Consider the following 12182-nt stretch of genomic DNA (forward strand, 5'->3'; position numbering starts at 1 on the left):
ACCACCTACTGGGTGTTCAAAAAAACACGAGTAATTTCCTGATAGAGATGATCGACATATCCCACAACCACCACAAGTACGGCTACCACACCAGCCAAAGTGGTCCATTGCGCAAATTCCTCTTTATCTGCATGGCGCAAAATCGTATTCATCAAAGCGACCACAAAGCCAACACCAAATATTTGAAATACTGCTCTCATTTCAGGGGACATCCCACTACCCCTCTCCCGATTTGCCGTTACAAAGATTAGGACATCATGATGACAATCATTACCCCAACCAAAACGCCCAAATATTGCCAAACTTTTTCGTTTTTTCGCCGATCCGTTTCTGCTATCTCTTCGAGCGATTGCAAGCGAATCAGTGCTGTGTCCAATTCTCTGGCAAGGTGAGTGCGATGGGCTGTGGCTACCACTGCCCCAAGTGTCCGCAGAGGTTCATAATCCTCTTTTTGCATGGCCAGTTTTTTCTCGAAACTGACAATAGCCTCATCGATGGCCTCGCCAGCATTCTTCTGTTCCTCTAAATTGGTTGCCATTTGCCGAAAAAGAAGATTAACAGGTTTGGGCAGCAAATCAGCAACATGTGACAACGCCAAAGGCAAAGGTACTTGAGCAAATTCAACTTCTTGACGCAACAGACGCAATCCCTGCGCCAAGAGCGCGATTTGCTTAGGTCGATCACGATAGGAACGCGCTACACTAAAGCCAATACCCGAGGTGGCTGTCAGTGTCAAAATAGAACCAATCATCTGGATTCCTATCTGCACCACCCCCTAGGTTCAGCGTGGTACGATGAGCGTTTTTCCGTTTGCATCGTAGACGGCTTCCAGAGTACCTGGACCACGACGACGACTAATGACTGCATAGCGGGAAAATGCTTGCTGCTCAAATAGCGGACGCATACTTGGACGCATTCGCCACTCTTCCAATGAAGCAGCATGGGCGGTAGCAAAGACAGTAACTCCAGCGTAGGCAGCTTCTAGAATCGCTTGACCATCTTCCATACGACCAATTTCATCAGTCACCAGTACTTGAGGTGAAAGTGAACGAATGGCAAGCATCATTCCCTCAGCTTTTGGACAGCCATCTAATACATCTGTCCGTGGACCGAGATCGAACGTACGCATCCCTTCGACGATTCCTGCTAATTCTGAACGTTCATCCACCACGACAACTTTTTGAGCAGGAAGTTGATATTCTCCTTGCGAACAGGCACGAGCCAAATCTCGAAGCAATGTTGTTTTGCCACACTGCGGTGGTGAGATAAGAAGCAAGCTAGGGACCCTGTGTTTGGATATTGAAATATACGGAGCCAATACACGGCTTGCTCCAATGTGACTTTTAGCAATACGCAGCGCCAATGAAGTAATGTTACGAATGGAGCGAAGTGAACCTGTTTCCGATAGCACAGCCCGACCTGCAATTCCTAGGCGATGTCCCCCAGGCAACGTCAAAAATCCTCTTTTGATGTCTTCTTCCATAGCGTACAGGGATGACTGGGTAGCCGACTGAACCATACGTTGTAACCAATCTTCCGAAACCACCAATCCCTCTCGCCAATCTTTCACAACCTTTCCACGCTCGTTCAGAAAACAGTCTTCTTGAGCTAGGCAAAGTTGCAAGGGGGCATGTTGACGAAAGCGTACTTCTTCTAACTGTTGAAGCACCGTCTCAGGAATCTGACAGAAAAGTTGGTAGAGTGGCGGTGGACACAGGATACGCAAAACATTGAGACAATCCACTACTTTTTCGGAAGAATTACCTGCATTCACAAAAACAGCCTCCCTGATGTGTCCATATATATGGACACGTCTAGGCAGCTATGACTGACAGCTCTAAATCCGGCACAATCTCTTTTCAATTTGCATTGTATAGAAAGAGCGTGAGACCTTCAGGAAAGGAGGACATACCTTGGAGGTATCCGTACTCGTTCGGTGGATTGTTGTATTTTTAATTATTTTTTTATTATGCATGATGCTCGTATTCAGCTTAATCAAGAGAAAAGCGAATGGATGACTATTGGTAAAACATCAAGGTAACCCATGCAACCATCATGGGTACCTTGTGTCATACCAAACAAAGATTGAACATTGAAGGGAGAATTTAAGCGCGGGATACGTATTGTCCAGAACGTGTATCAATGATTAACTTGTCACCCTGATTAATGAAGAAGGGAACCTGTAATACATAGCCTGTCTCCATTTTGGCCGGCTTACTACCACCCGTAGCTGTATCGCCACGAATGCCAGGTTCTGTTTCCACAACTTCCAGTTCCACAGTATTAGGCAGGTCGATACCGATGGATTGCCCTTCATGCAGAACAACATAGCAATTCATATTTTCTTTCAAAAAGTTTAACTCATATTCTAACTGTGACTTAGGAATTGTAATTTGCTCGTATGATTCCGTATCCATAAACGTATACAAGTCACCGTCATTGTATAAATACTGCATTTCGCGTGTTTCAATGCGGGCACGCGGCACTTTCTCACCAGCCCGGAAGGTCTGTTCTTTCACAGCGCCAGTCTTGACATTTTTCAGCTTAGTTCGAACAAACGCTGCACCTTTACCAGGCTTAACGTGCAAAAATTCTATGACTCGATAAATATCTCCATCGTATTCAATAGTCGTGCCAGGACGAAAATCATTACTTGAAATCATTCATTGTTCCTCCGTTCTATAAAATCGAAATGGACTCATTTAAAATGATTTGGACGCTGACTTGCGAGACCACTCGGCGCAAAGAAATTCTGCAGCCAAGAGATACCCCTGAATGCCAAGACCCACAATTTGTCCAACGACTACATCTGCCAATACCAGATGGTGTCGAAACGGCTCCCTCTTGTGGACATTGGAAATGTGCACCTCAATGACCGGAATTGCAGCGTCGACCACGGCATCTCGCAATGCATATCCGTAATGAGCCAAAGCTCCAGGATTGATAATAGCACCAACAGAGTCTGGCGCTTCTTCTTGGAGTATATCGACCAGATCGCCTTCATGATTAGACTGCTTTGAAACCAAATGTAGCCCGTGGCGCTCTACTATGGCTCGAACGCGATTTTCCACATCAGACAAGGTAGTTGTACCATAAATATGCGGTTCTCTTTGTCCGAGTCGATTTAAATTAGGTCCATTCAATAACAAGACCTGTGGATGCATCGCGAAATCACCTTCAATCCGTATCAATCTGTCGTCGACAAAATCGCTGATATTGTAGCACAATCAACTGATATACTGAAACTACTTGAACACAAATTCTCAGAACAGTGCTTTGAAGATGACAAAAAACAAAATCATAAAGGAGTCATTGCATGGAAATCTGGTTGATTCGCCATGGAGAAACTGATTGGAACATTCACCAACGTGTACAAGGTTGGGCCGACATTCCCTTAAATGAAAATGGCTTAAAGCAAGCTGAAAAATTAGCAGACTATCTTAAATCTATCTCACCTAAAGCGATTTACAGCAGTGATTTGCAAAGAGCAAAACGAACTGCCGAAATATTGGCTGAACCGCACGGATTGCCTGTTCAAGTAGATGAACGTCTGCGCGAAAGATGTAAAGGCTCAGCTGAAGGCATCCCTTTTGACGAAATTCCAAATCGATTTCCACAGGGAGTACCTGATGAAGAAACAGACCAACAACTGCAAGAGAGACTTTTTCAAGCTATAGATGCCATAGCTAAACAATTTCCTGATGAATCGATCATCTGGTTTGTTACCCATGGTGGAGCCATACGTATGGTATTGGAAAGTCTAGGAGCAAAAGATCTTCCATACATTCTGAATACCAGCATTTCACGCATTTCAGGATCGAATGGAAACTGGAATATTTTAAATATGAACACAACTGCTGAATATGTATTGAATGAAGAATTTCCAAACCCTTGATGAGTTCTGCCGCCAGATCATGGCGGCAGAATAATAATTCATCTGGTAATGGTTAGCGATCTGATCATAGCAATGATTCTCTACCTTCTGTAGATGCCGTAAATTCATACCGCAAAATAGGATTGCGTGCGGCGGTGACTTCATCCAGTCGACTCACTACTGTAGTATAGGGAGCATGCTTGACCAATTCAGGATTTTCTTCTGCTTCTTTTGCAATTTGTAAGAGAACATTGGCAAAATCATCAAGCGTTTCTAAGGATTCGGTTTCCGTTGGTTCGATCATCAGACACTCGTCTACAATGAGTGGGAAATATATGGTTGGTGGGTGCATACCGAAATCAAGAATACGTTTAGCAATATCAAGTGTTCTGACACCATGCTCTTTCTGCTTGGAACCTGACAGTACAAATTCATGTTTGCAAGTTTGTTGAAAGGGCACTTCATAAGCTTCAGACAACCGCTTAAGCAGGTAATTGGCTGAGAGCACTGCAGATTCTGAAACTTTTTTTAATCCATCAGGGCCCATCGTTCGGATATAAGCATAAGCTCTAACAAGAATGCCAAAATTACCGTAGAAGCCTTTGACTTTACCAATCGATTCAGGCCTCTCCCAATTCCAGAAATAATCCCCATTTTCTTCGTTTTTTTCAAGAACCGGCTTAGGTAAATAGGGCTCCAGTTTTTTCTTAACCCCTACCGGTCCAGCACCTGGTCCACCTCCGCCATGTGGCGTAGAGAAGGTTTTATGAAGGTTGAGATGCACTACGTCAAATCCCATATCCCCAGGACGGGCATAGCCTAAAATAGCATTCATATTTGCTCCGTCGTAATAGAGAAGTCCACCTGCATCATGAACAATTTTAGAGATTTCTAAAATTTGGGTTTCAAAGAGACCGAGTGTACTTGGATTGGTCAACATTAAAGCTGCTGTATCACTACCCACAACTTCACGTAAAATTTCTAAATTGACACTTCCATCATCATTGGATGGAATTGTAATGGTCTTAAGACCTGCCATAGTAACAGAGGCAGGATTGGTCCCGTGTGAAGAATCAGGAACAATGACTTTATCTCGCTTCTCACCACGAGATTCATGATAAGCCTTAATCATCATGAGCCCCGTCCATTCACCTTGAGCCCCTGCTGCCGGTTGCAACGATACACTATCCATTCCGGTAATTTCAGCGAGATCGTGTTGAAGTTCATACATCAGTTGCAAGGCTCCCTGGACTGTTGAAGCAGGCTGAAAAGGGTGAATCTGGGAAAAGCCTGGAAAACGCGCATATCGTTCATTGCGCTTCGGATTATATTTCATTGTACAAGAACCCAATGGATAAAAGCCCGAATCAACCCCATGATTTCGTTTGGATAAAGCTGTAAAATGTCGAACCACATCAACTTCACTTAATTCAGGCAGGCGCGGCGGATGCTGACGAATACAATCGACCAGCGCATCATCCTCAGTAATTGGAACATCTAACTCAGGTAGCGTATAAGCCTTTCTTCCCGCTTGACCAAGTTCAAAAATAAGCGGGATTTGTTCATTTTTGTATTCCATCAGTCAAGTACCTCCTGCAACGCGCTGATATATCCATCTAATTCATCTTTTGTGCGCATTTCTGTAACAGCAATGAGCCAACAATTTTTCATATCTTCATATTCATTTTCAAGCCTAACCCCAGGAAGGAACCCTTTTTCTAACATTGCCTTTTCCACTTCGTCAGCTGATCGGTTCAATCGAATGACAAATTCGTGGAAGAACTTTTCACCGGTCAATACCTCAACACCTGACAAACTCTTTAAACGACTTCGCAAATAAGCTGCTTTTTGATGACATTGGTAAGCCACGTCTCGCAATCCTTGCGGTCCCATATAGGAGAGATAAATTGTAGCGGCCAAAGCGTTTAGAGCTTGATTAGAACAAATGTTACTTGATGCTTTATCACGTCGAATGTGTTGCTCACGCGCCTGCAATGTCAACACAAAGCCTCTTCTACCGTCTGTGTCTTTGGTCTGGCCCACCATTCTTCCTGGCAGCTTTCTCATCAAATCTTTGCGAGCCGTTAAAATCCCCAAATAAGGTCCACCATATTGCATCGCATTGCCCAGTGATTGCCCTTCTGCCATCACCATATCTGCACCAAGTTGACCTGGCGGAGTCAATAACCCCATCGCTATAGGATAGGTCACTACAATCAACAATGCTTCTTGAGAGTGTGCCATTTCAGCAATCGAACGAATGTCATCCAACGTGCCAAAATAGTTGGGATATTGTAATATGACCCCCGCAACTGACGAGTCAAGCAAATTTTTCAAAGTCTCTATTTGGATATTTCCCTGATTTTCAGGAATTTCAACAATTTCAATAGATTGTCCGGCCGCATATGTTGCAAGTACTTTTCGATATTCTGGATTCACCGAACGGGCTACAAGAAGTCGATTTCGACGAGTATGGGAACACGCTACAATTCCAGTTTCCGCCAAAGCTGTCGGACCATCATACATGGAGGCATTCGCAATTTCAGTTCCCATAATTTCAGAAACCATGGTTTGGTACTCGAAAATAGCCTGCAACATTCCTTGGCTTATTTCTGGTTGATAAGGTGTATAAGAAGTGTAAAACTCAGAACGACTTATCAAACTGTCTACAACGCTCGGAATATAATGTTCATAACTGCCTGCCCCAAGAAACGAGACCAATTTACTGGTATCTTGATTTTTACCAGCCAATCGTGACATATGACGTTCTAAGGAAAGTTCCGACATCGCATCTGGTAGATCTAACGATCGATTCAGTAAAATTTCGCGAGGTATATCATTAAATAAATCGTCAGTACTTTGTAAGTTTAAAAAATCTAACATCTTTCTTTTATCTTCCACAGTATGCGGAAGATAACTGAATGTTTTTTCCAAAATAGACAACCTCACTTTACGCTAGTCTGTGTCGACGGTCGACGATAAAAAGGCGTTTTAATAACCTCAGCGAGAACTTTACGGCCGCGAATTTCCACCTCAACCTGTGTCCCGATAGCTGTGTATGCCATATCAAGCATGGCTAAACCAATAGGCGTTTTTAATGTAGGTGATTGTGTTCCTGAAGTAAGAAAACCAATCACTTCCTGACTATCCTTAGCATAAACAGAGTAACCTTGTCTCGGTATTCCACGGCCAATCATCCGCAATCCAACAATTTTTCTACTCAGACCGCTTTCCCATTGTTTATACAAAGCTTCCTTACCAATAAAGTCGCCCTTATCAAATTTAACAAAAGCTTTTAATCCAGCTTCTATAGGGGTTATATCCTGACTTAACTCATGTCCGTAAAGTGGCAAGCGAGCTTCTAATCGCAATGTATCTCGCGCACCTAAACCTGCCGGTATAAGTCCGTAAGGTTGGCCAATTTTCAGAATTTCCGAAAAAAGGCTTGTAGCATAGTTTTCCTGAACATAAATTTCAAAACCAAGTTCGCCAGTATATCCTGTAGCTGATACCAGACAGGGAAAACCGCCTAAATTCGTTTCTACAAATTCAAAAGGTTTAAGGTGAATCAGTTCACTGTTGAAATGAGCCAAAATATCATGTGAAGCTGGTCCTTGTAAGGCAAGTAAAGCAATCTGATCAGAAATATCACGAATTTCAACTTGAAAGGATTGTTTATTCTGCTCGATCCATGAAAAATCTTTCTCGCGGTTTCCAGCATTAACAACTAGCCAAAATTTGTTCTCTTCTAAGCAGTAGACAAGCAAATCATCGACAGTTCCACCATCCGGATAAACCATAGGAGTATAGATTGCATGACCTGTTGACAAATTAGAAATATCATTGGTGACCCAATATTGAATGGCAGCTCGTGCATCTGGTCCCACAACTTCAAATTCTCCCATATGGGATACATCAAATAATCCAGCTTTATTCCGAACAGCTTCATGCTCATCCAGAATACCAACGAATTGCACAGGCATGTCCCATCCACCAAACTCAATGGTACGAGCACCAAGTTGAGAATACAGCGGATATAAGGGCGTTTTTTTTAACGACAAGTTACCACCTCCAAATCCAATAAAAAACCCTATACTTCTCTCGATTGAACATGCATGAAGATCCAAGTTTTAGCACACCATAAGACCATACTTGGCCATTACCTATCAGGAGGCAATGTATGTTTAACGCTTCTCAGAAACCCGTAGAAACGTCTGCATGTTCGTCTAACAAATATCAATTGGCATGGAAGAACAAAGAGAAATTTGACGCGTTTACAGCATACATACAAACCTCTGCTCTTGGCAATATTGAAAGTCGTTCATGGGACATTTTTCAACTGGCTTATGAAGCCACACAAAATTCCCTAGTCCCTGCCTTTGAAAAACTATTAGCGATTGACCATACGTTTGGGTTTCAACCACTTCCTCATCAACTTAAAACAGCACAACGTGTCGTGTCTGAACTGCGTGGACGAGCCATCTTGGCTGATGAAGTAGGACTTGGAAAAACAATAGAAGCTGGACTCATCTTAAAAGAATATTTGTTACGAGGATTGGCAAAAAAAGTTCTTCTTCTCGTGCCGACTTCACTTGTTCTTCAATGGACGAGAGAACTGGCTGAAAAATTCAGAATTCAAGCCGTAGCTCAACGTAGAGTAGATGACTGGCAGGCAGATATTATCGTAGCCTCTCTTGATACCGCAAAGCGAGAACCTCATCGTAGCCTGATTCTCGCAGAAACATGGGACATGATTATCATTGATGAGGCTCATAAATTAAAAAATAGAAAAACTAAAAATTGGGATACTATTAACCGTATTACTTCGAAATACATGCTTCTGCTCACTGCAACACCTATTCAAAACCAATTGGATGAACTGCATGCTCTCATCACTTTGCTTCGTCCTGGACAATTAGGAAAAAAAGAAGATTTTTTCAAACAACATGTAAGTCAAAAGAGAATTGCCAAGAATCCCGCTGAATTAAAAAATTCAGTCAAAGAAGTGATGATTAGAAACCGTAGAGAGGACGGAAATACACAACTCCCTCCACGTCATGTAAAAATCTGGTCGTTGGATTTAAATCCTCAAGAACGAGACTTTTATCAAGCTGTACAAGATTATATGAAAAGAGAATACCAGTACAGGACAGAAAAACATATTTCAACTTTGCCAATTCTAACTTTATTAAGAGAAATTTGCAGTTCTCCCTACGCTGCCATGATATCGATTGAAAAAATGATGAAACGCTCAAATACTTTCATGAGCCAAGAAGAGGCCATGCATCTTCTGGAATTAGGTGGTCGTATTCAAACCTATACCAAAGCTGAAAAGGTGCTTAGTCTTTTGCGTACCATGCAAAATAGTAAATGCGTCATTTTTACAGAATACCGAGCAACACAGGATTATTTGCTCTATCGTCTTAAAAAAGAAGGAATTCCTGCAGTTTCGTTTCGCGGGGGATTCAAAAAAAGCAAAAAAGATTGGATGCAGGACCTATTTGAGCATCGTGCGCAAATTTTAGTTGCAACAGAAACAGGAGGAGAAGGGATAAATCTGCAATTTTGCAACTATATGATTAATCTCGATTTGCCATGGAATCCAATGCGTTTAGAACAAAGGATCGGCCGCATTCATAGACTTGGACAAACAAAACCCTGCTATATTCATCATCTCACAACTTATGGCACCTTAGAAGAACACATCGTTAAATTATTGCATGAGAAGATTCATATGTTTCAAACTGTAATTGGGCAAACAGATACCATTTTAAGTAAAAATCCTCAGTGGGAGAAAAAATTATTAGAAATTGCAATGACTTCCCAAAATGATAGAGAGATGCAAGAGCAACTTCAGCTTATGAATTCAAGTATCCCAACGAAAGAGAGTTGAAAATAGTGGTTGCCTCTTTACAAGACCTAAAAAATGCAAAAATACGTTTAGATTTTGTCGACCGTTATTTTCAAGCTGTCCATGCAACAACACTCTTAAAAAAAGATTCCTATCGAGAGGTACAATTACCTACTGATGTAGACAAAGAGTTGAATCCTAGACCTTTTTATTGGATGTGGATAGAAACAACTGGCCAAAAACCAGAACCAACAGTTCTGCGTATGGCCTTTGATCAACCTACTTTAGAAAAAGAAAATCAACGCATGAAGGTCGAACACGACGAAAAAATAGTCTCACTTTCTATAAGCCCTGCAGAACGATGGATGTACCAGGCACCTAAAGCACAATTAGTGGATTACGGTTCTTTTTTATTAGATAAAATTTTGGCCAGTGTTAAAAAAAGAGGAGCATTTGCTATTGTTGCACCCAAAAATTTGTCAGGGAGCAAAATCTTAATTCCCTGGTTAATGATGAATGGAATGTTCACATTTCGTTGTGATATGTCGGAACAAAAATTGTGGTCTGTAGCAATTTGCCTAGAAAATGGTCAAATTGTAGATGAATTTTATAACAAGATTCGTCATATTGAAATGAACCCTATAAGCCCACAAAAATTACTTTATCGATTGCGTATGTCGTTAATCGATGGATTTCAAGCACTGCAAACTTACTTAGAATTTCTAGTCAAACAACAACCAACTGATTGGGCGGAAAAATCTCTTGCACGCCTTGAACAAGAACAAGCACATATCAATTTATATTATAACAGTTTACTAGAAGATGCCGATTTAGAAAAACTAGATTCAATTAAGATAGAACATGAAAGAAAATTGAAATCCTTAAGCGAACTGTATTATCCAACAATTGATATTATAATTGAACAAATGGCACTCATAGGTCTCCCATCATCTTAAGATTATGTTAATGATTTCAAATTCTTTTGGCGATAGTCTTCTCCTTCTATTTTAGCCAAGCGAGACATTTGTAAGATTCTGCTTCTCAAAGCAGCTACAGACTCCTGTATATCGGCTCCACCACGCTTATAAATGTCTGGGGGAGAAAAATTAGAAGTAAACCAAGTAGGCAGTTTGGCATGAAATCTATAATTTATAATTCTAAACAGTTTTTCCATAGTAAAATCATTAGCTCTTTCTTGAGCAAATTCATCAATAGCTAAAACAGGCACATTACAACAAGCCTCTATAAACGGCTCGAGATCTTTATCTTCAGAGATGAGATGACGCATTCTATCAAAAATAGAGTCTGATCTTAAGAAAAGACAAGGTATTCCGCGCTCTTGCAATCGATTAAATACACCCAACACCAAGTGTGTTTTACCTACACCAGGAGAACCAAAAACATATACTCCCTGAAGATAAGAATTTTTCACATGATACTCATTAGCAAAACGAATACAATATTGGAATAATTTTAAGTATCGATTTTTTTGCTCCAAAGGAAAATTATCCAAAGTGTATTCTTTGTCTTGAATATGGATGCCTATGATTGAACTCCATTCTTGAACAATTCGAGCTTTTTCATGCTCTTGATAGGGTTCACATCTTTCAGCAACAGAAACAATTTGTCCTCCATAGCGACGTAATTTGTGTATAAAACCTTTCATATCTCCTTCCTTCTGACATTGAGTGTATCCTGTACAGTTCTGACAAATCTTTTGTTGTTTAATATGCTCCAATAAAATAATGGATTCATGAATGATCTCTTGGTCTGTCAACGCCCAATTATCCAATTCTGGAATATGTTTTCTAATCAAATTTACATTCAGAGTTTTTCCCTTTTGTTTGGAAGCTTTTTTCCATTTTTCAGGGACAGAATCACCAAAAGATTTAAACCCGCTCATACCCAAAATCTCCCTTAAGTTTGATATTCAGCAACTATTGACGAACAAACCTCTTCTACACTCAGAGAAGAGGTATCCACTATAAAGGAGGCCACTTCTAAATACAAGGGGTGTCTGGTTTCTAAAATGTCATGTATTTTTTGTTCTAACGTATCATGGATATTTTCATTTAATAGAGGCCGAGAATCTACTTCTTTTTTTAAACGTTTGACGAGAATGTATGGAGAAGTCTGTAGATACACACTCCACCAATTACGTTTAAGATATTTTCGATTTTCTTCATCAATTATGACCCCCCCGCCTGTTGCCAAAATCAATGGAGAGTCAGTTTGTTTGGAAATTTGTTGAAATAACCTGGCTTCAATCTGTCGAAAAGTTCTTTCACCATATTTCTGAAAAAAAACTTGAATGGAACAGCCAATTTCGGAAGTAATAAGATCATCCAAATCTTGAAAAGGAACATTCAGTTTATATGAAATTTTTTTGGCAATTGTAGATTTTCCAGACCCCATCATCCCCACCAATGCGATAGGCAATGTACTCACGACGTGAAC

The 12182-nt window shown here is 40.9% G+C and carries 13 protein-coding genes; 3 read left to right on the forward strand and 10 right to left on the reverse strand.

Annotated features, from left to right (window positions below; genetic code table 11):
- Window positions 1-5: 5 nt before the first annotated feature.
- The 5 genes from spoIIIAC to aroQ form a co-directional block, all read right to left on the reverse strand.
- Complete coding sequence (gene spoIIIAC, locus ACOJUR_RS10345) at window positions 6-200, reverse strand: stage III sporulation protein AC (protein WP_238413689.1); 195 nt, start codon at window positions 198-200, stop codon at window positions 6-8.
- Window positions 201-247: 47 nt separating this feature from the next.
- The gene (locus ACOJUR_RS10350; protein WP_129583580.1) at window positions 248-769 is read right to left on the reverse strand and encodes a hypothetical protein; all 522 of its coding nucleotides are present in this window, start codon (window positions 767-769) and stop codon (window positions 248-250) included.
- Between the two features lie 12 nt (window positions 770-781).
- Window positions 782-1774, reverse strand: a complete 993-nt coding sequence (spoIIIAA, locus tag ACOJUR_RS10355) for a stage III sporulation protein AA (RefSeq protein WP_083574224.1) — start codon at window positions 1772-1774, stop codon at window positions 782-784.
- Between the two features lie 331 nt (window positions 1775-2105).
- A complete protein-coding gene (gene efp / locus ACOJUR_RS10360; protein ID WP_072874175.1) occupies window positions 2106-2663 on the reverse strand; it encodes an elongation factor P in 558 nt (185 codons plus the stop codon).
- 39 nt (window positions 2664-2702) lie between these two features.
- Complete coding sequence (aroQ, locus tag ACOJUR_RS10365) at window positions 2703-3164, reverse strand: type II 3-dehydroquinate dehydratase (protein ID WP_072874174.1); 462 nt, start codon at window positions 3162-3164, stop codon at window positions 2703-2705.
- Window positions 3165-3316: 152 nt separating this feature from the next.
- Between aroQ and ACOJUR_RS10370 the strand changes: the two genes are divergently transcribed.
- Window positions 3317-3895, forward strand: a complete 579-nt coding sequence (locus ACOJUR_RS10370; protein ID WP_072874173.1) for a histidine phosphatase family protein — start codon at window positions 3317-3319, stop codon at window positions 3893-3895.
- 64 nt (window positions 3896-3959) lie between these two features.
- On the opposite strand, the gene gcvPB is transcribed toward ACOJUR_RS10370, so the two are convergent.
- Genes gcvPB through gcvT form a run of 3 tightly spaced genes read right to left on the reverse strand, consistent with a single transcriptional unit; the run spans window position 3960 to window position 7935 of the window.
- Window positions 3960-5453, reverse strand: a complete 1494-nt coding sequence (gene gcvPB, locus ACOJUR_RS10375) for an aminomethyl-transferring glycine dehydrogenase subunit GcvPB (RefSeq protein ID WP_072874172.1) — start codon at window positions 5451-5453, stop codon at window positions 3960-3962.
- Window positions 5453-6808 (reverse strand): aminomethyl-transferring glycine dehydrogenase subunit GcvPA, encoded by a 1356-nt coding sequence (gene gcvPA / locus ACOJUR_RS10380; protein WP_420949941.1) that lies wholly within the window; start codon window positions 6806-6808, stop codon window positions 5453-5455. Before gcvPA ends, gcvPB begins: the two co-directional genes overlap by 1 nt.
- A gap of 11 nt (window positions 6809-6819) precedes the next feature.
- A complete protein-coding gene (gene gcvT, locus ACOJUR_RS10385; RefSeq protein WP_420949942.1) occupies window positions 6820-7935 on the reverse strand; it encodes a glycine cleavage system aminomethyltransferase GcvT in 1116 nt (371 codons plus the stop codon).
- A 179-nt stretch (window positions 7936-8114) separates the two neighbouring features.
- On the opposite strand from gcvT, the gene ACOJUR_RS10390 reads away from it, so the two are divergent.
- Together ACOJUR_RS10390 and ACOJUR_RS10395 are read left to right on the forward strand one after the other, a co-directional pair.
- Window positions 8115-9767 (forward strand): DEAD/DEAH box helicase, encoded by a 1653-nt coding sequence (locus ACOJUR_RS10390; RefSeq protein WP_420950539.1) that lies wholly within the window; start codon window positions 8115-8117, stop codon window positions 9765-9767.
- 5 nt (window positions 9768-9772) lie between these two features.
- Window positions 9773-10681 (forward strand): YqhG family protein, encoded by a 909-nt coding sequence (locus ACOJUR_RS10395; protein ID WP_420949943.1) that lies wholly within the window; start codon window positions 9773-9775, stop codon window positions 10679-10681.
- A gap of 2 nt (window positions 10682-10683) precedes the next feature.
- Here the strand turns inward: ACOJUR_RS10395 and zapE are convergent, their stop codons facing one another.
- Window positions 10684-11628, reverse strand: coding sequence for an AFG1/ZapE family ATPase (gene zapE, locus ACOJUR_RS10400; protein ID WP_203115411.1), 945 nt, complete (start codon window positions 11626-11628; stop codon window positions 10684-10686).
- Window positions 11629-11642: 14 nt separating this feature from the next.
- The gene (locus tag ACOJUR_RS10405; protein ID WP_083574220.1) at window positions 11643-12173 is read right to left on the reverse strand and encodes a shikimate kinase; all 531 of its coding nucleotides are present in this window, start codon (window positions 12171-12173) and stop codon (window positions 11643-11645) included.
- Window positions 12174-12182 lie beyond the last annotated feature (9 nt).

The sequence above is a fragment of the Alicyclobacillus tolerans genome, from assembly GCF_048984885.1.
In the GTDB taxonomy this organism is placed as follows: domain Bacteria; phylum Bacillota; class Bacilli; order Alicyclobacillales; family Alicyclobacillaceae; genus Alicyclobacillus_I; species Alicyclobacillus_I tolerans.

Excerpts from the sequence above, each read along its gene's own strand:
- efp (WP_072874175.1), bottom strand. The coding sequence starts at position 2,663 with ATGATTTCAAGTAATGATTTTCGTCCTGGCACGACTATTGAATACGAT.
- ACOJUR_RS10370 (WP_072874173.1), top strand. The coding sequence starts at position 3,317 with ATGGAAATCTGGTTGATTCGCCATGGAGAAACTGATTGGAACATTCAC.
- zapE (WP_203115411.1), bottom strand. The coding sequence starts at position 11,628 with ATGAGCGGGTTTAAATCTTTTGGTGATTCTGTCCCTGAAAAATGGAAA.
- spoIIIAC (WP_238413689.1), bottom strand. The coding sequence starts at position 200 with ATGAGAGCAGTATTTCAAATATTTGGTGTTGGCTTTGTGGTCGCTTTG.
- aroQ (WP_072874174.1), bottom strand. The coding sequence starts at position 3,164 with ATGCATCCACAGGTCTTGTTATTGAATGGACCTAATTTAAATCGACTC.
- gcvPB (WP_072874172.1), bottom strand. The coding sequence starts at position 5,453 with ATGGAATACAAAAATGAACAAATCCCGCTTATTTTTGAACTTGGTCAA.